Source organism: Actinomadura sp. KC06 (assembly GCF_004348735.1).
Taxonomy (GTDB): Bacteria; Actinomycetota; Actinomycetes; order Streptosporangiales; family Streptosporangiaceae; genus Spirillospora.
Map to the genome: position 1 here is coordinate 22,170 of NZ_SMKT01000045.1, position 19,982 is coordinate 42,151.

At 71.6% G+C, this 19,982-nt stretch carries 17 protein-coding genes and 1 pseudogene; 11 read left to right on the top strand and 7 right to left on the bottom strand.

Annotation, left to right across the window (positions count from 1 at the left end):
- Positions 1-415: 415 nt before the first annotated feature.
- A complete protein-coding gene (locus E1287_RS16720; RefSeq protein ID WP_243719091.1) occupies positions 416-961 on the top strand; it encodes an ATP-binding protein in 546 nt (181 codons plus the stop codon).
- A gap of 332 nt (positions 962-1,293) precedes the next feature.
- Here the strand turns inward: E1287_RS16720 and E1287_RS16725 are convergent, their stop codons facing one another.
- Positions 1,294-2,508, bottom strand: coding sequence for an arginine deiminase (locus tag E1287_RS16725; RefSeq protein WP_131965875.1), 1,215 nt, complete (start codon positions 2,506-2,508; stop codon positions 1,294-1,296).
- Positions 2,509-2,565: 57 nt separating this feature from the next.
- On the opposite strand from E1287_RS16725, the gene E1287_RS16730 reads away from it, so the two are divergent.
- From E1287_RS16730 to E1287_RS16750, 5 genes are all read left to right on the top strand, one after another.
- Positions 2,566-3,783, top strand: a complete 1,218-nt coding sequence (locus tag E1287_RS16730; RefSeq protein WP_165969040.1) for an MFS transporter — start codon at positions 2,566-2,568, stop codon at positions 3,781-3,783.
- A gap of 194 nt (positions 3,784-3,977) precedes the next feature.
- Positions 3,978-5,162: an elongation factor Tu gene (gene tuf, locus E1287_RS16735; protein ID WP_131965877.1), complete on the top strand. Its 1,185-nt coding sequence runs from the start codon at positions 3,978-3,980 to the stop codon at positions 5,160-5,162.
- A gap of 123 nt (positions 5,163-5,285) precedes the next feature.
- Positions 5,286-6,179 (top strand): endonuclease/exonuclease/phosphatase family protein, encoded by an 894-nt coding sequence (locus E1287_RS16740; protein ID WP_131965878.1) that lies wholly within the window; start codon positions 5,286-5,288, stop codon positions 6,177-6,179.
- Positions 6,180-6,361: 182 nt separating this feature from the next.
- Positions 6,362-6,952 carry a sigma-70 family RNA polymerase sigma factor gene (locus tag E1287_RS16745; RefSeq protein WP_165969041.1) on the top strand — a complete coding sequence of 197 codons (591 nt, stop codon included), beginning with the start codon at positions 6,362-6,364 and terminating at the stop codon, positions 6,950-6,952.
- A complete protein-coding gene (locus tag E1287_RS16750) occupies positions 6,949-7,803 on the top strand; it encodes a hypothetical protein (protein WP_131965880.1) in 855 nt (284 codons plus the stop codon). The genes E1287_RS16745 and E1287_RS16750 overlap by 4 nt, the downstream gene beginning before the upstream one ends.
- A gap of 34 nt (positions 7,804-7,837) precedes the next feature.
- On the opposite strand, the gene E1287_RS16755 is transcribed toward E1287_RS16750, so the two are convergent.
- The 3 genes from E1287_RS16755 to E1287_RS16760 all read right to left on the bottom strand — a co-directional run bounded on the left by E1287_RS16755 (position 7,838) and on the right by E1287_RS16760 (position 10,432).
- Positions 7,838-9,403 carry a long-chain-fatty-acid--CoA ligase gene (locus E1287_RS16755; RefSeq protein WP_131965881.1) on the bottom strand — a complete coding sequence of 522 codons (1,566 nt, stop codon included), beginning with the start codon at positions 9,401-9,403 and terminating at the stop codon, positions 7,838-7,840.
- 76 nt (positions 9,404-9,479) lie between these two features.
- Positions 9,480-9,650: a hypothetical protein gene (locus E1287_RS43760; RefSeq protein WP_165964166.1), complete on the bottom strand. Its 171-nt coding sequence runs from the start codon at positions 9,648-9,650 to the stop codon at positions 9,480-9,482.
- A gap of 62 nt (positions 9,651-9,712) precedes the next feature.
- Complete coding sequence (locus E1287_RS16760; RefSeq protein WP_131965882.1) at positions 9,713-10,432, bottom strand: hypothetical protein; 720 nt, start codon at positions 10,430-10,432, stop codon at positions 9,713-9,715.
- Between the two features lie 128 nt (positions 10,433-10,560).
- On the opposite strand from E1287_RS16760, the gene E1287_RS16765 reads away from it, so the two are divergent.
- Together E1287_RS16765 and E1287_RS16770 are read left to right on the top strand one after the other, a co-directional pair.
- Positions 10,561-11,283, top strand: a complete 723-nt coding sequence (locus E1287_RS16765) for a response regulator transcription factor (protein WP_165969047.1) — start codon at positions 10,561-10,563, stop codon at positions 11,281-11,283.
- Positions 11,280-12,395 carry a HAMP domain-containing sensor histidine kinase gene (locus E1287_RS16770; protein ID WP_131965884.1) on the top strand — a complete coding sequence of 372 codons (1,116 nt, stop codon included), beginning with the start codon at positions 11,280-11,282 and terminating at the stop codon, positions 12,393-12,395. The genes E1287_RS16765 and E1287_RS16770 overlap by 4 nt, the downstream gene beginning before the upstream one ends.
- A gap of 1 nt (position 12,396) precedes the next feature.
- On the opposite strand, the gene E1287_RS16775 is transcribed toward E1287_RS16770, so the two are convergent.
- Positions 12,397-14,226, bottom strand: coding sequence for an asparagine synthase-related protein (locus tag E1287_RS16775; protein ID WP_131965885.1), 1,830 nt, complete (start codon positions 14,224-14,226; stop codon positions 12,397-12,399).
- A 136-nt stretch (positions 14,227-14,362) separates the two neighbouring features.
- Complete coding sequence (locus E1287_RS16780; RefSeq protein WP_243719093.1) at positions 14,363-14,722, bottom strand: hypothetical protein; 360 nt, start codon at positions 14,720-14,722, stop codon at positions 14,363-14,365.
- Positions 14,723-14,977: 255 nt separating this feature from the next.
- On the opposite strand from E1287_RS16780, the gene E1287_RS16785 reads away from it, so the two are divergent.
- The 3 genes and pseudogenes from E1287_RS16785 to mptB all read left to right on the top strand — a co-directional run.
- The gene (locus tag E1287_RS16785; protein WP_131965887.1) at positions 14,978-15,313 is read left to right on the top strand and encodes an STAS domain-containing protein; all 336 of its coding nucleotides are present in this window, start codon (positions 14,978-14,980) and stop codon (positions 15,311-15,313) included.
- Positions 15,314-15,548: 235 nt separating this feature from the next.
- On the top strand, positions 15,549-16,301 hold the full coding sequence (locus E1287_RS16790; protein WP_131965888.1) for a glycosyltransferase family 2 protein: 753 nt from the start codon (positions 15,549-15,551) through the stop codon (positions 16,299-16,301).
- Positions 16,302-16,627: 326 nt separating this feature from the next.
- Positions 16,628-17,035: pseudogene (mptB, locus tag E1287_RS45660) on the top strand (polyprenol phosphomannose-dependent alpha 1,6 mannosyltransferase MptB); the annotation flags it as partial.
- A gap of 667 nt (positions 17,036-17,702) precedes the next feature.
- On the opposite strand, the gene E1287_RS45665 reads toward mptB, so the two are convergent.
- The gene (locus E1287_RS45665) at positions 17,703-19,955 is read right to left on the bottom strand and encodes a hypothetical protein (protein ID WP_131965889.1); all 2,253 of its coding nucleotides are present in this window, start codon (positions 19,953-19,955) and stop codon (positions 17,703-17,705) included.
- Between the last annotated feature and the right edge of the window lie 27 nt (positions 19,956-19,982).

Below are 19,982 nucleotides of genomic sequence, written 5' to 3' on the forward strand. Positions count from 1 at the left end.
CAGCGCCCTGGCGTCAACGTCTCCCGTCAGTGACCGGACGGGCCGTCCTGTGACTACTCAGCGTAACCAAACCCGAACCGTCGCGCCACGATAAGACGGCCGTGACCAGGGCATTCATGTGGTCTCGACGGTCGTCGCGGCCGCTCTCCTGCGGGAAAGTGCGGCGTCCGCCGGGTGTGACGGACGAAACGAGCGCCGGAGGAGTAAATCCGCCGTTGGCTGGATAGATCCTTGGATGGTTGCCGTTCGTGACGGGATTCCGATGCGGGGGTGATCACCGTGACCGGATGGCCGGTGACTCGTTGTGCAGGTGGCGAATGAACCGTTCGGGTTTCCGGTCCTGGCCATCAGGGCATTTCGGTCGTACTGGAAGAGCGGTGACGGGACTCATCCGAGCTCACGAAACCACGGGGAGGTGAGGGCGTCGAGCGTCGTACTGCTCCCACACGCACCGTCCAGCGTCGCGGTCGCCCGGAGGCGCCTCAGCTCGGAGCTGGTCGACTCGGGCGTCTACGAGTCCGTCGTGGACGACGCCAGCGTCATCGTCAGCGAGCTTCTCAGCAACGCCCTCCGCCATGCCCGCCCGCTGCCGTCCGGCCAGGTCAGGGTCTGCTGGCTGCGCCGCGGCGACGTCCTCGAACTGGAGGTCAGCGACGGCGGCGCCATGACCGAGCCGCGCCGCGGCCCCGGTACCCTCTCCTCGCTCGGCGGGCGCGGGCTCGGCATCGTCGAGGCCCTCTCCGAAGGCTGGGGCGTCCGCCACGAGGACGGCTCCACCACGGTCTGGGCCGTCCTGCGGGCCCCGAAGTCGCCCAGCGGGAAGAACGGGCAGGCCGCCCCCGCCGGGGCGCACACCGTCGTCCCCGATCTCGCCGACTTCCCCGACCTCACGGACGAACCGGACGATCTGCGCGACGGAAGACGAAACGGGACCGCTGCGAGCAGGGCATATCCGGCCTAACACGAACCCCACCTAGAGAATCTCCCGCCGACCTTGTAGTGTCCCTCCCAAGCTCGGGCGTTGTCGTGCCCCCGTCGACACCGCCCGAGCTGTATACGTTTTTATTGCATTTCTCTCCTCCTTCGGCCCTGGCGGGCCTCCATCGTCGAGAAACGCGGCGCGATCGCTGCATCGCTCCGACTCGCCTGGCGGCTCGCTGCGCGATCAGGTTCTCGCAAGCTCGAACCTGCCTTCGGACGCGATCGCAGGCGTTGAGGTTGTTGTTTAGTTGCGGTGGTGGCTGGGGTGGGTGCGTCCGCTGGTTGCGCTTGGCGCGCTCGTTCGGACTTCGTCTATTTGGCTGGGTCGTCTCTGAGGATTGGGCAGGACATGCAGCGGGGGCCGCCTCGGCCGGTGCCCAGTTCGCTGCCGGTGATCCTTATGACCTCTATGCCGGACGCCTCCAGTTGGGCGTTCGTTTCGATGTTGCGTTCGTAGGCGACGCATAGGCGTGGGGCTACGGCGAGGGTGTTGTTGCCGTCGTCCCACTGTTCGCGTTCTGCGGTGACCGGGTCCAGGCCGGTGTCGATCACCTTGAGGCGGTCCAGGCCCATTGCTTCGGCGGCTGCTTCTAGGAAGGGGCGCGGTTCGCTCACGTGGAGGTCGCCGTTGTTGAGGGTGACCGTGTGGGCGGTCAGGGAATGGGCGACCGGGGGGTACATGACGACGGTGTCCACGTCGACCATCGTGCAGACGGTGTCCAGGTGCATGGTGGCGCGTTCCTGCGCTATGGGGACGGCCAGGACGGTGTGTGCCAGTCCGGCTCCTATGACCTGGCGGGCCAGGCGTTCTACGCCTGCGGGGGTTGTTCGTTCGCCGGTTCCTACGGCGATCACGCCTGGGGTCAGGAGGAGGACGTCTCCGCCTTCTAGGTGTTCGAGGTTCGGGGTGTAGACCGGGTCTACGTCTGCGAAGCGTGGGTGGTGGGCGTAGACGAGGCCCGTCAGGGCGGATTCGCGGCGGCGGGCCTCCATCGCGAGGCTCGTCACGGCCACCTGGTCGCTGATCCAGGTGCTGTTGTCGCGGGTGAACAGCAGGCCGGGGAGCGGGTCGACGATGAAGTCCAGGCGGTTCATCAGCCGGTAGACGAGGCCGTGGCCCGCCTTCAGCTCCTCGTGTGCCAGGCCCGCGATCAGGGTGTGCGCGAGGTTCTCGGGGTCGAGGTCGCGCAGGTACTCCTCGACGACGCGGCGGAGCTGGTCGCCCAGGCGGAGGTCGACGATGGCGTCCGCGATGGCCTGCTCGCGGGCGGCCTCGTATTCCAGGGCGTCCTGGAGGAGCTCTGTGACGTAGAGGACCTCGACGCCGCGTGAGCGGAGGGCCTCGGCGAACGCGTCGTGCTCTTCTTGGGCCCGGCCCACCCACGGGATCGCGTCGAACAGCAGCTTGTCGCTGTTGCGCGGGGTGAGCCGCTTCAGTTCCGCGCCGGGACGATGCAGGAGGACGGTCCGCAGCCGTCCGACCTCGCTGGTGACCCGATGCTCATGCGCCGTCTTCGCTGCCGTCACACTCTGCAGTTTAGGCGGCCGGATCTTCTGTCCCTCCGCTGTGCCACCATGCGGAAGGTGATCGGCAGATCGGCGGCGCTGCCGCTGCACCTCACGTCGGCGACGTTGCTGCGGGTGTCGGCCGAGGGGGTCGCGACGGCGCTGGTCCTGACCGTCCAGGCCCGGACGGGGGACGCCGCCAGCGCCGGTTATCTGCAGACCGCGATGACGCTGCCGTACGTGCTGAGCGGGCCGTTGCTCGGGATCGTCGTGGACAGGGTGGCCCGGCCGCGCGGTGTCGCCGTCGCCCTTGCCGCCGGGTATGCCGTCGCTACGGCGCTGCTGCTCGCGATGGCGGGGCGGTCGCCGCTCGTGCTTGCGCTGCTTGTCGCGGCGGTGATCGGCTGCACTGAGCCGGTGGTGGTGGCGCTTACCAGTTTGCTGCCGCGGTTCGTCCCGCCGGGGCGGCTTTCGCGGGCTTATGGGCTTGAGGCGTCCAGCTACAACCTGGCGGCCATCGCGGGGCCTGGTCTGGCTGCTGGGCTCGCTGCCTTGGCGGGTGGGCAGTTTGCCGGGGTCGCCATTGTGGTCGCTGGTGTTCTGGGGTTGTTGACGCTTCCGCTGTTGCCCTTCACCGGGCCGCCTGCCGATGGGAAGGCGGAGGTGGGCGGGTGGTCCTCGATGCTCACGGGCGGGTTGGTGGTGCTGGTCCGGGGACGTGTGCTGCGCGCGCTCACGGCGGCGACGACGCTCGCGTGGACGGGGTTCGGCGGGGTCGCGGTGACGGCGGTGCTGCTCGCCGAGCACATCGGCGCCGCCCCGAGCGCGGGCGGACGGCTGCTCGTCGCGATGGCGGTCGGCTCGCTGATCGGGTCGCTGGCGTCCAGCCGCTGGCTGACGCCCCGGCACGCGGAGCCGGTCATGCTCGCCGGGCTCGTCGCGTTCGGGGCCTCGCTCGCCGCCCTCGCCGTCACGCCGTCGCTGGCATGGGCGACGGCCGCCTTCGTCGCCGCGGGCATCAGCGAGGGGCCGGTGTTCGCGGCGACGCTGATGCTCCGGCAGCGGGAGGCGCCGCCCGGACGGCTCGGCCAGGTCAACACGACGGCGGGCAGCCTCAAGATCGCGGCCTCGGCGGTCGGGGCCGCGCTGACCGCCGCGTCCGCCGATGCGATCGGGCCGATCGGGCTGGTGCTGGCGATAGCGGGGTTCCAGTTCGCCGGGGCCGTCGTGGGGTGGCTTCTGCTCCGGGTTCCCGCAGGTGGAAAACCTGTCGACGTGGCGAAATCCGGCTCGTAGCCTTCGAGCATGTTCCTCGCAGCCGGCACCTCGACGCTCGCGGCCTTCGGCCTGCTGAGCGCGGTGCCGGCTGCCTTCTCGGCAGCCGTCGACGGCCTGCGACGCTGACCCCTCTCCGTCCCACCCTCCGGAGAACCAGCGGAGGGGGGTGGCCCAAGCGGGTTCTCACCGGATCCACCAGTGAGGACAGGACAATGGCCAAGCAGCTGTACGAGCGCGACAAGCCGCACGTGAACATCGGCACGATCGGGCACGTCGACCACGGCAAGACGACCCTGACCGCGGCGATCACGAAGGTGCTCGCCGAGCGCGGGATGGCGTCCGCCGTGCCGTTCGACCGGATCGACCGCGCCCCGGAGGAGCGCGACCGCGGCATCACGATCAACATCGCGCACGTCCACTACACCACCGCGACCAGGCACTACGCCCATGTCGATCTTCCTGGGCACGCCGACTACGTGAAGAACATGATCACGGGGGCGGCGCAGGTGGACGGGGCCGTGCTCGTCGTGTCCGCGCAGGACGGGGCGATGCCGCAGACGCGGGAGCACATCGTCCTGGCCAGGCAGGTCGGGGTCCGGCACGTGGTCGTCGCGCTCAACAAGGCCGACATGGTCGAGGACGCCGAGCTGCTCGACCTCGTCGAGCTGGAGGTCAGGGAGCTGCTGTCGGAGTACGGGTTCCCCGGGGACGAGATCCCCGTCGTCCGGGTGTCCGGGCTGCGGGCGCTGGAGGGCGACCCGTACTGGACGGCCCGGATCGGCGACCTCCTCGACGCGATCGACGCGTACGTGCCGGTGCCGGAGAGGGTGCTCGACAGGCCGTTCCTCATGCCGGTCGAGAGCGTCCTCACGATCACCGGGCGCGGCACCGTCGTGACCGGCGTCGTGGCGCAGGGGCTCCTGCGCGTCGGCGACGCGGTCGAGGTCGTCGGGCTCGGGGAGTCGTTCCGGACGGTCGCGACCGGGCTGGAGACCTTCGGCCAGTCGATGGACCACGCCGAGGCGGGCGACAACACCGCCATGCTGCTGCGCGGCGTCCGGCGGGACCAGGTCCGGCGCGGCCAGGTCGTCAGCGCGCCGGGCGCGATCCGGCCGCACCTGCGGTTCCGGGCGAAGGTCCGGGTCCTGACGGCCGGCGAGGGCGGACGGAGCAGGCCGTTCTTCCACGGCTACCGGCCCCAGTTCCACTTCCGGACGACCGACGTGGTCGGCGGCGTCGACCTCGGCGGCGACGGCCGCATGGCGATGCCCGGCGACTCGGTCGAGATGGCCGTCGACCTGGGCAGGCCCGTCGCGATGACCGAGGGCCTCGGCTTCGCCATCCGCGAGGGCAACCGGACGGTCGGCGCGGGCACGGTCATCGGCCTGCTCGACTAGCGGCCCCTGGGGGGTCCGGCGAACTTCTCGCCGGACCCCTTGGCGGGAATCGCTGGCGCGATGCGATCTTGTTGTGGTGGGATTCCGGAATCGTCCCCGGCTGACCCCCCACCTGGAGAACGTGTGCGATCCCCCCGCGCCCTGATTCCCCTTCTTTCGATCTGCGCCGCCGCCGCGGTCGTCGCCGCGGCCCTGACCGGCGCGAGCATCGAGGGCCTGCAGGGCGACGGCGCTCCCGCGCCCGCCGCCCATGCCGACGGCGCGGCGCCGCGGCCGGAACCCGTCACGATCAACGCGATGACCTGGAACGTCTGTGGCGGCGCGGAGCCGGGCTGCCCGCTCGGCGCCGATCCGGCCGCGCTGTCCGCGCAGGTCACGCAGCGGATGCGGGCCACCGAGGTCGGCGGACGGAAGGTCGCGGCGAACGCCGTCCTGCTGCAGGAGGTCTGCGAGGGCCACGTACGCGCCTTCAAGAAGGCCGCTTCCGGGTGGGCGTGGGCATTCGCCGCGCCGTCCAAGGGGGCGTCGTGTGCGGAGGGGCAGGGTCGTCTGGGAGTCGCGATCGGGACCGAAGCTCCGCTTGCGGGGGTGGAACGTACCGAACTTCCCGCGCCTGCCGGGCGGGCGCCTGTGGCCTTGTGCGGGGAGGTCCCGTCCTGGACGACCCGGGTCTGCGTGACGCAGCTCGGCCCGTCCGAGGACGCCGCGGGGCGACGCAAGCAGGCCACCGCCTTCGCCGCTCTCGCGGGCACGGGGCGCGTGCTCTTCGGCGGCGATCTCGGCGCCGCGCCGGAGAGCCCGGCGTTCGATCCGCTGTATCGGGCGTATGAGGAATGCGATCAGTCCGGGCCGTCCCGCGCGGGCGCCATGACGCGCCAGGACTGGACGGGCGCCGCGGTCGAGAAGACCGACTACCTCTTCATCACCAAATCCGCGGCCGTTTCGTGCAGCGTCCCCGCCGAGCGGGTGAAGGCGTCCGACCACCGCCCCATGTCAGCGGTGATCCGCTTCCCGTAGCCCGCGGCCGTCACAGAAAGTTCACCGCGCCCCTCCCGTTGATCATGGTCGGGAGACTCCTATCTGTGCATGCCCGTACCGCGGAGATCCAGGACAGGGGAGCGCATGGAGTTCGTCGCGATGTTCGGTTCGATCGCCCCGGTCTCAGGCGTCCGGGCGGTCGTGATCTCCTGCGGGTGCCGATGAACAGTGGCGAGAATCGGCAAGTCGGCCCCGCGTCCGAATCCCCGCCGATCCAGGTCACCGGGGAGATTTCCGCAAGCCAGTCGATCGACGCGGCGACGCGAGAGGCATTCCTGGAACTTCTGGAAGCGAATTACCTTTCGGTGGTACGAGCCGTGGTGCGGGACGGTGCGAGCAGGAGCGACGCCGAGGACGCCGCACAGCATGCCTTCGCGCAAGGATGGCGGGAAGTGCGCCGCAACCGGTGGCACAGGATCGAGAATCCGTCCGCCTGGCTCAAGCGGGTGGCCATCAATCACCATCGCGGCCAGGATCGCCGTACCCTGCCGGTCGACCAGGTGCCCGACGCCCCGATGACCAGCCCCGGACCGGACGAGCTGGCCGCGCAGACGCAGGCCGTCCTCGCCGCACTCGCCCGGCTGGACGACGAGACCCGAACCGTCATCGGCCTGGACATGGACGGCTTCTCCAGCGCACAGATCGCACGGGAGCTGGGCGTCGGCGAGCAGCGTGTCCGCGACGTGCGGAAAAAGGGCCGTCGCAAACTCAAGGCGCTGCTCGGGCTTGACCAGGAAGGAGGTGACCGTTGACCACCCAGGACGGGTTCGAGCAGGCGCGAGCCGAGTACGGCGACGAGGAACTGGACGCCGTGCTGTCGGCCGCCAACGCCGATATTCTTCGCCACCTGCAGAAAAGCAGCGACTCGATGCGTCTGCTGGCAACGCTTTTCGGCGTGGCCGACAGCATGGACGGTGAATCACCCGAGGCTGTCGGGGGGCGCGATCCCAACCATTCGCTCGTCCTGCCGAAACCCGGCACGGACAGTTTGGCGGGCAGGCTGATCCATGCTCGTGCCACCGCAAGCCTGATCTTCGAGCTCGTCAATTTCAGCCATCAGGACGTCGCTCTCATGGTGCGTTCGTCCAGTGGCGCCGAGTTCACCCGCCTCATCGTCTCGGAAGCGGTCGACAAACTGAATTCGGCCTACGACTACGCCGTCCATCTGGCGAAGAACGTCAACTCCATGTGGGAGATCGACCTTGACGGCTCCGATATCGGCTATCACACCATCGAAACGGCCAAGAGGATCGAGAGCGTCCGCAGCATGGCGGGGAAGAGCCTGCTGGACGGCGACGGCTACCGCGCGGACGGATTCATCCAGATACTCGGCATCGAGCTGGGACTGCTCTCTCGCCAGGCCGATCACACCAGGCGGACCTTGGAGAGGATTCCGATCGACGCGTCCGGGGCCGACCTCACCGGCCTGGGCGTGCAAAGGCCGGGGCTGGACTGGCTGATCGGGGTCGTCTGGGACCAGGCGACCCACTGGCCGATCATCCTCCTGGAGAGGGTCGCGGATAACTCGGACGAGATTCAACCCGGCATTTACCGCATTCGCGGGGGCGCCGCGCACGATCCCCACATCATGGCCACGCTGTGACCCCGGCGCGCCGCGATCCGGCCGCTGGCGACGCTCAGTGGACCTGGCGGTCCTGGCCCTCCCAGTAGGGGGCGCGGAGTTCGCGCTTGAGGATCTTGCCCGTGGGGTTGCGGGGGATGGCGTCGCGGCGTTCGACCGTGGTCGGGCACTTGAAGTGCGCGAGGCGATCGCGGCAGTAACCGATGATGTCCTTGTCGGTGACGTCCTCGGAGGTGAGGACGACGATCGCCTTGGGGGTCTCGCCCCACTTGGCGTCCGGGACGCCGATGACCGCGCAGTCGCTGATGTCGGGATGGCCCATCAGGACGTTCTCGACCTCGGCGGGGTAGATGTTCTCGCCCCCTGAGATGATCATGTCCTTGACCCGGTCGTGGATGTAGAGGTAGCCGTCCTCGTCGAGGTAGCCTGCGTCGCCCGTCCGGAACCAGTTGTCCCCGGACAGCGCGGCGGCCGTCGCCTCCGGCATGCGCCAGTAGCCCTTCATGTTCTGCGGCGTCCGGCACAGGATCTCGCCGACCTCGCCCGTGGGCAGCTCCTCCTGCGTCGCCGGGTCGACGATCTTGAGGGTGCAGGTGGGGTTGGGCAGGCCCGCGCTGCGCAGCCGGTGCGCGTTCGGGCCGTCCGGGTCGTGGTCCTCGGCGGGGAGCATCACGATCGCGCCGGTGACCTCCGTCAGCCCGTACACCTGCATGAAGTCGGTGCCCGGCAGCATCCGCATCGCGCCGCGCAGCACGTCCTCGCTGATCGGCGACGCGCCGTACAGCATGAGCCGGAGGCTGGACAGGTCGCAGGCGGTGACGTCCGGGATCAGCGGCATGAACTGCAGCAGGACCGGGACGAGGAAGATGTGCGTGACCCGGTTCCGCTCGATGCCCTGCGCGATCAGCGTCGGGTCGGGCTCGCGGGCGATCACGCCGGGGACGCCGTTGTAGATCGCGGAGATGGTGAGCATGTTGCCCGCCACGTGGTACATCGGCATCGCGACCATGAGGACGGACGTTTCGTCGACGTTCCACGTGTCGTTGGTCGCGGTCAGCGCGGCGAAGTAGTTGTCGTGCGTCAGCATCACGCCCTTGGGCAGGCCCGTGGTGCCGGACGAGTACAGCTGGCAGAACACGTCCTCGGTGTCGGTGACGTAGCCCGGCTCGGGTGGGGCGTCGGGCGCGGCGTCGATCCAGGCGGCGTAGTCCTCGTACGGGTGGTCTGAACCGTCGATGACCAGCAGGCGGGTCGTGTGCTGCAGTTTTTCGGCGATCGCGTCCAGGACGGGCACGAAGTCGGCGCCGACGATGAAGACCTTCGCCTGCGCGTCGTTGACGATGTAGGCGACCTCGTCCGGCGCCAGCCGGTAGTTCACCGGGACCTGGACGGCGCCGATCCGAGGCGCGCCGAAGAGCTGCTCGACGTATTCGAGCGAGTTCTTGTCGAGGATCGCGACCCGGTCGCCGGACCCGACGCCGGCGGCGGCGAGCGCGGCCGCGACCCGGTCGGCGCGCCGGTCGAAGTCGCCGTAGGTGATCTCGGCGTCGCCCGCGATGTAGGCGACACGGCCCGGATGCGAGCGTGCCCGCTCGCGCAGCGTCTCCGTCAGACCCGGCACGGTAGGTCCCTTCGCCGATGACCGCCTGGTTGTCCCGGCATCATGCGGTCATCGGCGAGGCCCCGGCAAGGGCCCGCTAACGACTTTTGGACATCTTGGACACGGCGGTGACGGCGAGCACCACCAGGACCGCGACGAAGCCGATGAAGAAGAAGAACTTCAGCATCGACAGGATCGCGCCGATGGCGGTCATCGCGAGCCATATCGCGAGGATGACACCGATGACGGTCAGGATCGTCTTACCCATGACCCCAACCGTATGCGGTCGTCCCACGAAGGTCATCACTCTTGGGGACGACCCTGGACGGCTCAGCCCCCGCCGTACGGCGGAGCACCACCCTGAGGCCCGGCCGGGGGCGCACCCTGACCTGGGCCGGGCGGAGCCTGGTACGGCGGCGGAGGCTGCATCGGCTGGCCGGGCATCGGCTGCCCAGGGACGCCAGGCTGGCCGAAGGGCTGGCCTGGTGCTTGGCCGAAGGGCTGTCCCGGTGCATGGCCGAAGGGCTGTCCCGGTGCATGGCCGAACGGCTGGCCTGGCGGCTGGCCGAAGTTCTGGCCGAAGGGCTGGCCGGACGGGCGGCGCGGCGCGAGGCTGCTCGCGACCATCAGCACCCGCAGCCCGCCGACCGCCCCGGCCGCCAGCGGCGCAAGCAGGTCCCAGGCGTCGAAGCGCGGCTTCAGCACCTCGATGACGAAGTCGCCCGAAGCCCCGCCATGAGTGAACGTGTAGAGGAGCACTCCCGCCCGGATGCCGACGAGCAGGGCGACGAGCCCGGCGATCGCCGCGGCGATCGGTACGACCGGGCCGCGCGGGTGGGTGAGCATGAGCCCGACCGCCGTGAAGAGGCCGACGACGACGCACTGCAGCGCGTAGTAGGCGGTGGAGTGCCGGAAGTGCACCAGCACGTCCGTCTGGTAGACGGCGGCGAACGTCATGATCGTGCCGACGGCGGTCGCGACCGCGCCGCCGAGGAGGATCAGGGCGATGGTCCCGCCGACGGGGGTGGCGGTGCGGGTGGGAGCGGCCATCGGGCCATTAAAGCGACGATCGTCCCGTGATGCGAAGTAGGGGAGGCGTGTCGTGATCAGTTCCTTACAGGGTGATGACGTGCGAGCTGGAACGGTCGCGATGGCCGTAGCGTGAGGTTGTGAACTCCGTGTCCCCTGCCGGCCGCGTCCTGGTGGTCGACGACGACCCGACGGTGGCGGAGGTCGTCGCCCGCTACCTGGCCCGCGACGGGCACGACGTGGTCTGCGTCGCGGACGGCCCGGCCGCGCTGCGCAGGGCCAGGTCCCTGGACGATCCGCCGGACCTCGTCGTCCTCGACCTGATGCTGCCCGGGATGGACGGCCTCGAGGTGTGCCGGCGGCTCCGCGAGACGTCCGCCGTCCCGATCGTGATGCTGACGGCGCTGGGCGCGGAGACCGACCGGCTCGTCGGCCTGGAGACGGGCGCGGACGACTACGTCACGAAGCCGTTCAGCCCGCGCGAGCTGGCCCTGCGAGTCCGGTCGGTGCTGCGGCGGGCGCGCGGGTCGCTCGTCCCGACAGGGCCGTCCGGGCCGCTGCGTGACGGCGACCTGGTCGTGGACGTCAGCGCGCACGAGGCGGGCCTGCGCGGCGAGCGCCTGTCGCTGACGTCCCGCGAATTCGACCTGCTGGCGTTCCTGCTCCGCCATCCCCGGCAGGCGTTCACCCGCGAGCAGCTGCTCGAACAGGTCTGGGACTGGACGTTCGGGGACTCGTCCACCGTCACCGTGCACGTCCGGCGGCTCCGCGAGAAGATCGAGGACGATCCGACCGCGCCCCGCCGCATCGTCACCGTCTGGGGCGTCGGCTACCGCTACGAGCCCGCGGACCGCACCGAGGACGCCGAATGATCCCGTTCGAGGATCTCCTCCTGGTGGTCTTCTACGCCGCCCTCGCCGCGCTCGTCGTCGCGGCCGTCGCGCTCGGCGCCCTGTACGCGCTGCGCGGCCGGTCGGTCGCGACGCAGCTGCTCGTGGTGGGCGCGGCGACCGTGCTGGCGACCGTCTCCGGCATCCTCGTGATCTCGTTCCTGATGCTGATCAACGACCATGACCGCTCGGTCGTCCTCGCGGTGGTGATGTCCGCCGGGCTGGTCGCGATGGGCGTGTCCGTCCTGCTCGGACGCCGCCTCGTCGCCGCGAACCGGACGCTGGTCGAGGCTGTTCGCGCCGACCGATTCCGGCGGCCGCCTGCGCGTCTGCCCGCCGAGCTGGCCGAGCTGTCGCGGGAGCTGGAGGCCGCCTACGACCGTCTCGCCGCGTCCCACGAGCGGGAGCAGGCCCTGGAGACCAGCCGCCGCGAGCTGGTCGCCTGGGTGAGCCACGACCTGCGCACGCCGCTCGCCGGGCTGCGCGCGATGGCCGAGGCGCTGGAGGACGAGGTCGTCGCCGACCGCGACACCGTCCACCGGTACCACGGGCGCATCCGCGTCGAGGTGGAGCGGCTCACCGAGATGGTGGACGACCTGTTCGAGCTGTCCCGCATCCACGCCGGGGCGCTGCGCCTGTCCCGGCAGCGCGTCGGCCTGGCCGACCTGGTCGCCGAGGCGGTCGCGGGCGCGGAGGCGCTGGCCCGCGCGAAGGGCGTCCGGTTGCACGGCGACGTCCGGGAGGGCCTGCCCGTCCAGGTGGACGCGGGCGAGCTGGGCCGCGCGCTCCGCAACCTCGTCGTCAACGCGATCAGGCACACGCCGAGCGACGGCGCCGTCGAGATCATCGGCGAGGTGCGCGGCGACGTGGCCCGGGTGACGGTGGCGGACGCCTGCGGCGGCATCCCGGAGGACGACCTGCCGCGCGTGTTCGACGTCGCCTTCCGCGGCGAGGCTGCCCGGACGCCGGGCGGTGGCGCGGGGCTCGGGCTCGCCATCGCCCGCGGCATCGTCGAGGCCCACGCGGGCGAGATCGGCGTCGCCAACGAAGGCCCCGGCTGCCGCTTCGAGGTCCGCCTCCCACTCGTTGTCTGAGTCAGGCGGCCGGGATCGGGACCTCCACCGGGGGCAGCTTCGGGGCGGGCCCGCGCCACGCACCCGACAGCAGCACGCTGAGCGTGTACACGTGCCAGATCTGCTTCGACCACCGGCGGCCGGTCGTGTCGGCCAGCACGTCCGCCATCGCCTTCCGGTCGACGAGCTCGAACAGCGTCGCGGGGCCGTCCATGATCTGTTCGGTGAACAGCCGGCGGAACGCCTCGTCGCGGGACAGGCGCCAGTTGAACGACGCCGTGCGGCCGCGCGGGGGGAGGGCGGCGCGCGTCCGCCACGCGCGGCGGCCGGCGAGCAGCGGGCGCCGCTCCCGGTCGAAGCGCCACCGCTTGCCCTCCGGCGGGATCTGGACGAGCGCCGGCGCCAGCTCCCGCAGCAGTAAGAAGAACGGCTCCTCGCTGCGCCGCCACGACGCCGGCAGGGCCAGCACGTCCCGGATGACCCTGTTGTCGAAGAACGGGTGGTAGTACGGCGAGTTCATCAGCACCGCGCTGTGCGACCCGACGATCCAGCGTCCCGTCCGGTAGAAGAGGTAGAGCTTGTCCAGGACGTCGAAGCCGTCGCGTTCCGCCCGGTCGGTCCAGCGGGCGTGCTCGGCGGCGGCGAGCGCGTTCGCCGCCGGCGTCATGATCGGCTCCGCCGCGCGGAAGATCAGCCGGACCCGGGCGAGCAGCCCGTCGGTGCTGATGTCGTCCTGGTCGTACAGGAAGCCGCCGCGGAACGTCTCCCCGCCCGACCCGGACGTCTGCGGCACGAGGCTGTACGGGCGGTACCTGTTCACCTGCTCGTAGGCCGAGTTCATCCCCTCGCACATGCGGACGACGTGATGCGCCCGCCCGAGCGGATGCTGGACGGCCACGGTGTCGCGGCTCGGCTCCGGGACCGTCAGGTTCACGCGGTGCTCGACGCCGAGCGCCGCCGCGACCCTGCGGCCGAGGATCACGTCCGGTTCGTCCGCGAACCCGTGGGTGGACGCGCTGAACCGCACCCCGGCCGCCGACAGCGCCGCCGCCATCAGCCTGCTGTCGCGCCCGCCGGACAGCGCCAGCGACACCGCCTCGCGATGCCGCGCCAGCGGCTCTGCCGCGGCAACGAGCGACTCCGCGAGCGGCCGGACGGCCCTCGCGCGGCCCGCCGCCTCGCGCGGCACCGGCTCGGTCCGCGGCGCCGGCAGCCGGCGGATCACGGTCGGCTCGCCCGGCACGGCCTCGAACACGGTCGCCGCCGGAAGGGCCGTCACGCCGCGGAACGGGGTGTCGTCGTTGGTGAAGAACCCGTGCCGGACGATCGGGTGCAGCGCCTCCACCGCGAGGTCGGCGGACGGGTCCGCCAGCCCCGTCTCCAGCGCCCGCGCCACCAGATGGACGAGCAGCGCGCGGGACCCGGCGATCCGGACGCCCCGCGTCTCGGCGTGGTAGACGGGGCAGACCCGGGCGATCGCGGTCGCCGCGGTGACGCCGTTGTCGTCGGCCCGGAAGGCGGAGAAGACGCCGCCCAGCTCGGCGGTGACGTCCCCGAGGTCGTCCTTGGTGAGCAGGGCGTCCGCGTCGTGTTCGGGGTCGGTGAGGTAGCCGCAGTACCCGAGGACGCGGCCCGGCCTGCCGGTGAGGATGCCGGGCAGCAGCTCGTGCTCGGGCTCGTTGGACCAGCCGAGGAGCGCCGCGCCGCCGCCGGGCGCGGTCCAGGAGGCGGACGACACCGCGTCCGCCGGGACGGGGAACGCCTCGCCCACGGCGCGGTGCGCGGCCTCGAACAGCAGCGGCGCGAGCCGTTCACGGCCTCGGCGGGCGGACAGAGCGAGATAGACGCGCACGAGCACTCCCCACGCGGGCGGGACCCTACGACATCCGGTCCCCTCACCCGGCGGGACGACATCCGCATGACGGTCGCGCGGCCACTCGGTGAACAGATCCCAATTTCTGCTACACAGAGTGACCGTCGGGTTGCGCCTACTGGTCGAGGGTCTCCGCGATCGCGCGGAACGTCGGGCAGGGCCACCGCGACATGCAGGCGCGGCACCGCCGGATCGGGCTGCCGGGATCGCTGGTGATGCCGCCGGCCTCCTGCGGGCGGTGCAGGTCGAGCAGCCGGACGCCGAGGTCGGCGAACGCGATGACCTCTTCGCGGGCGCCGGACAGGAAGGCGATGTCCTCGCGGGACAGGCGCGTCTTGATGGGGACGAAGCCGCCCTTGTTCACCAGCCGGCTCAGATACTGGGTGGACGAACGCCACGAGCTGGACTTCGCCGAACGCGCCCGGATCGTCTCCAGGCGTTCGCGCAGCCGGGTCTCCCTCGGATCCGCCTTCATGCGGCGCACCCCCTCACGCATGTGCCCCTGACGCCGTTGCACTCGTCCAGCCTCTCCTACTCCCGGGCTCCGCGAGATGGGAACCGCCGAGTTCGCCCAGAGCGGGGCTCCGGCCCGGACCGATGGCGAAATCGCAATATCACGGTGCGTAGTTCTCAAAGCGTACGGGACTGCCCGAGCGGCGACACGCCCGCCCCGCAGGGGACTTGGCGAACTGTCTGGTCCGCGGGCCGTTCCCGAGATAGTGTGCCGGACGTGGAGCTAAACGTCTCGACCGCGTCTCAGGAGGGTCACGCCGTCGTCACGGCGACCGGTGAACTCGACCTCTACACCGCGCCCAGGCTGCAGGCGGCCCTCGCGGGCCTCCTGCGCGAACAGGTCGACCGTATCGTGGTCGACCTCAGCGGCGTCGAGTTCTGCGACTCGACCGGCATGAACGTGCTGCTCGCTGCAATGAAGCGGCTCAAGGAACAGGGCGGCTCGCTCGAACTCGCCGCCCCGCGCCCGGCCGTCCGGCGCATCCTGCAGGTCACCGGGCTCGACACGGTCTTCACCGTGAACGACGCCGCACCCGCCATGGACGCGGGCTGAAACCGCCCCGCCTCCGACGCACCCCGCCTATCCCGCCATCCCGCCTAATTCACCCCGCCGATCCGCTCCTCCGCCCGGCCTGACCCCCGCCCAGTCGTCCGGCGAGCGAGCGTCCGACCGCCGATCGTCCCTCCGGTTAACGCCGGGGGGCGTCCGCCATGCCTGCGGGTAACGGGTTGAACCGTTCCCCGCCGCGACACCCGCCGCACCGCCGACCCCGACTACGATCGCCGATATGCAGGACCTAGCGGTGATCATCCCGGCCAAGGACGAAGCCGACCGCATCGCGGCCACCGTCAAGGCCGCGCACGAACTCCCCGGCGCGGGCCTCGTCGTCGTGGTCGACGACGGCTCCTCCGACGGGACGGGGCGCGCCGCCCGCGAGGCCGGGGCGCGGGTCGTCCGGCACAGCCGCAACCGCGGCAAGGGCGCCGCGATGGAGAGCGGCGCCGAGGCCGTCCGGCTGCTCGACGAGGGCCGCGACCGGCCCCGCCACCTGCTCTTCCTCGACGCCGACCTCGCCGATACCGCCCGGGAGGCCGCGCCCCTCGCCGAACCCGTCCTGGCCGGCGACGCCGACATGACCATCGCCGTGTTCACCACCACGGTGAAGCTCGGCGGGCACGGGTTCGTCGTCCGGCTGTCCCGCGACGGGATCCGCCGCGCCACCGGCTGGGAGGCCACCGCGCCGCTCAACGGGCAGCGCTGCCTGACGCGCGCCGCGTTCGACGCCGCGCTGCCCCTCGCCGCCGGGTTCGGCGTCGAGACCGCGCTCACCATCGACCTGCTCCGCCAGGGTTTCCGCGTCACGGAGGTCGAGGTCCCGCTCGCGCACCGCGCCACCGGCACCGACTGGCGGGCCCAGCTGCACCGCGCCCGGCAGTTCCGGGACGTGGCCAGAGCGCTCGCCGTCCGCGACCCGGCGGCCACCACGGTGACCCGGCGGGTGACGCGACGCCTGGACGGCCTGCGCGGCAGCCGCCCGTGACCCGACTCGGAACGGGCGGGCCTGGCCGGATCGGGCTGGGCCGGATCGGGCTCGGCGGCATCGGGCTCAGCCTGGCGTGCTTCCTCACCACCGCCCTGCTGGGCCCGTCCGTGTTCCAGCCCGCGCTGGGCGGCCCGCCCGCCGAGCCGCCCTACTCGCTTGACGTCGACCCGTCGCCGTACCTGGTGATCGGTCTCGTCGTCGCGGGCGTCGTCGCGGGCGCGGCCGGGCTCGGCATGTGCTTCGTCGCCGTCCGGAGGGGCTGGCGGGTCGGGGCGCGGCCGCTGGTGATCGCCGGGCTGCTCGCCGCCGTCGCGTTCATGGCGATGCCGCCCGTCGGGTCCACCGACCACCTCAACTACGCCTCCTACGGGCGGATGGCGGCGACCGGCCACGACCCGTACGCCACCCGCGCCGTCGACCTGCCGAAGGACCCCGTCGCCGGGGCGCCCGAGGAATGGCGCACGACGCCGTCGGTGTACGGGCCGATCGCCACCGGCGAGCAGGCGTTCGCCGCGTGGGTCGGCAGCGGGTCCGTGCGGCTGACCGTGTTCGTCCTGTCGGTCGTGAACACGCTCGCGTTCGCGATCACCGCACTGATCCTCTACCGGACGTCCAAGACCGAGGAACGGCGGCTCCGCACCGCGCTGCTGTGGACGTGCAACCCGCTCGTCCTGTTCCACCTGGTCTCGGGTGCGCACAACGACGTCCTCGCGATCGCGCCGATGGTCGCCGCGCTCGCCGTCTTCAGCGGACAGGCGCGTCCCGGCTGGGTGCGGGCGCTCGGCGCGGGCATGCTCGCCGGCGCGGGGGCGGCGATCAAGGTGCCGGCGGCGCTCGTCGGCGGCGGCCCCGCCTGGACGCTGCTCCGCGAGGCGTGGACGGAACGCCGCTGGCGCTCGATCGGCGGCCTCGCCGCGCTGTTCGGCGGCGCCGCGGCCGTCACCGCGATCTCCTACGCGCTCGCCGGGCCGCACGCCCTCGACCAGGTGCGGGAGGCGAGCGACATGGTCTCGTTCGCCACCCCGTGGCATCTCGTCGACGAGTTCCTCGGCCGCGGCTCGCAGCGCACCATCATCAAGACGGGCGCCGTCCTGGTCGGGCTCGCGCTGTTCGCGATGCTCGTCCGCGTCCTGCCCACCGACGACACGAAGCCCGGGGAGCCGCTCTCACGGGACGCGGAGAACCGCAGGGTCGCGGCCGCGTTCGTCCTCGCCTGGCTCCTCGCCGCCCCCTACGCGCTGCCCTGGTACGACGGCTTCGGCTGGGCGGTGCTGGCCCTGCTGCCCTGGACGCGGGTCGACTGGATCCTCCTCGCCCACACCACGGCCCTCAGCCTCGCCTACCTCCCGGCCCGCGCCCCGGCCCGCATCAAGCTCCCCGACGACCTGTCCTGGCTGTTCACCGTCGTTCGGCCGACCGTGGTCCCGTGGACGCTGCTCGCGATTCTGACCGCGCTGGTGGTTCAGAGTCTTCGTTCCACAAGTCGATCTCCAGCGACCGGACGCCCGCGGCGAGCATCAGCGGAGTCGACAGGCTGAACGCCACCGACAGGATCACCACGCCCGAGTCGTTCACCAGCATCCCGATCACGCCGACCGTCAGCGCGCACAGCAGCGCCGGACGCATCGTCACGCTGTGCTCGTACGCGCGCTGCAGCAGCGACACCCGCCACCGCGTCGGCCGCGCCAGGACGAGGAACAGGAACCCGATCGCGGCGGCGAGCGGCAGCGTGAACGGCCAGTACCCGAGGCTGTTCAGCATCGCGTTGAACTTCCGGACGACCACGCCCCACGCGTCGCCGTCCACGAGGTCCTGCCAGAACCGGCCGAGGTGCGTCGGGTTGGCGCTCCTGGAGTTCAGGTACGAGATGAACAGCACCAGCACCGCGCCGGCCAGGCAGAACAGCGCGAGCTTCAGCGGCGAGACGCGCCGTCCCGTCACCATCAGGCCGAGCACCGCGAACGCCGGGACCATCGCCAGCACGCCGCCGAAATCGCTGCCCCACGCCGGGAGGCCGTCCACCGCGACCGCGAACGCGCCGATCACCGCGACGATCCCGAGCGCGAGCGTCTTGCGGCCCGCCCGCAGCGGATACTCCGTCAGCCACGCCGCCGTCAGGATCGACGCGACGGCGAACAGCGAGAACGCCTGGTTGCCGAAGCCGTAGAACCGTCCGGCGACCAGCGCCGTGTACCCCATCAGCGTGTTCAGCTGGAGGCTCGACCCGGTCATCACGTCCAGCGCCAGGACGCCCGCCGTCACCAGCGTGATCACCAGCCCGGGCGCGAACGCGGACCGCCGCCACGGACCGGCCAGCGCCACCCCCGTCAGCAGCCCGGCGAAACCGAGGACCGTGCAGATCAGGATGGCCGTGGCGTTCTCGGCCCGCCACCACGGCAGCAGCCCCGCGAGGAACGACGCGCCGGTCGCCGCGCCGCCGAGCAGCGCGATCACGCGGGTGCCGCCGAGGATCCGCGCCCGGGAGCTGCGGTCGCCGCCGAGCCGCCGCAGCGCGAGCGCCGCGATCCCGTACAGGACGAGCTGCGTCGCGAACAGGACCCAGTAGAACGACGTCTGGACGCTGCGGATCGCCTGCGCCGCGACGTCCTCGTCCTCCAGCGCCTCCACCCGCTCCTGGATCGGCGCCGACGACGGCTGCGACCGCCACACCGACCCGACGGCCTCCTTCGGCTGCCGCAGCCCGAGCAACTTCAACGCCGTCGCGGTCATGTCGGTGAGCGTGACGAGCCCGTCCTGCCGGGTGGCGCTGGACGTCATGTACCCGGGCCCGTACTGCCCGCCCGTCCCCTTGGTCTGCGCGATGGCGACGCGGAGGTGCGGGTCGACGCTCACATCGGACAGGCCCGCCAGCAGCACCGTCGTCCCGTCCGGGACGCCCGTCATGACCTGCTCGACCCGGCGGTCCGCGGCGGCCGCGGCGGCGGCGCGCTTGCGCTCCGACAGCGGCTCCTGCTCGCCCTCGATGTCGACGCCCGCGTCGATGTAGGCGCGGAACAGGTCGTCGACGTCCACGGCGGCCAGCGGGCAGCGCGCCCAGTCGGCGGCGGTCACCCGGTCGGGCGTCCCGACGTAGCGGTCCACCCGCCCGCCGCCGTCGCCGACCCCGAACACCGCGCCGGGCCCGACCGCCAGCGTGCAGCCGCCCGCCGCCTTGACGGCGTCGCCGAGCAGCCCGATCTGGGCGTGGTAGTTGGTGTCGGCGTTGTCGCTCTTGATCGCCGGCCAGCCGGGCGCGATCGCCCCGCCCACCGGCGGCGGGCCCGTGGGGGAGGGCTGGCCGGGCAGGATCGGCGCGGCCGGGAGCGCGCAGTTCCCGTGCGGCAGCCGGGACCGCTGCCCCGCCGACAGCGTCAGCCAGCCGTCCGTCGGGCACGTGTTGACCCTCGTCGTCCGGACGCTGAGCCCCGCGGCGGACCCCCCGGCGGTCATCCCCCAGAGGGCGGGCGTCTTCTCCCGGTCGATGTCGCTCCACATCAACCCCGGAACCCCGACCACCACGACCCGCCCGGCCACCGCCTCGGCGTGCGCGGCGGACGGGCCGGAAAGCACAGGCGGCGCGAGGCCGAACGCCGTGCACGCCGTGACGAGGGTGGCGAGGAACATAGCGATCTTGGTCCCCCGCGAAGTCATGGCGCTCAGGCTACAAGAGCCCGATGA

Excerpts from the sequence above, each read along its gene's own strand:
- E1287_RS16745 (WP_165969041.1), top strand. The coding sequence starts at position 6,362 with ATGAACAGTGGCGAGAATCGGCAAGTCGGCCCCGCGTCCGAATCCCCG.
- E1287_RS43760 (WP_165964166.1), bottom strand. The coding sequence starts at position 9,650 with ATGGGTAAGACGATCCTGACCGTCATCGGTGTCATCCTCGCGATATGG.
- E1287_RS16780 (WP_243719093.1), bottom strand. The coding sequence starts at position 14,722 with ATGAAGGCGGATCCGAGGGAGACCCGGCTGCGCGAACGCCTGGAGACG.
- E1287_RS16760 (WP_131965882.1), bottom strand. The coding sequence starts at position 10,432 with ATGGCCGCTCCCACCCGCACCGCCACCCCCGTCGGCGGGACCATCGCC.
- tuf (WP_131965877.1), top strand. The coding sequence starts at position 3,978 with ATGGCCAAGCAGCTGTACGAGCGCGACAAGCCGCACGTGAACATCGGC.
- E1287_RS16790 (WP_131965888.1), top strand. The coding sequence starts at position 15,549 with ATGCAGGACCTAGCGGTGATCATCCCGGCCAAGGACGAAGCCGACCGC.
- E1287_RS45665 (WP_131965889.1), bottom strand. The coding sequence starts at position 19,955 with ATGACTTCGCGGGGGACCAAGATCGCTATGTTCCTCGCCACCCTCGTC.
- E1287_RS16770 (WP_131965884.1), top strand. The coding sequence starts at position 11,280 with ATGATCCCGTTCGAGGATCTCCTCCTGGTGGTCTTCTACGCCGCCCTC.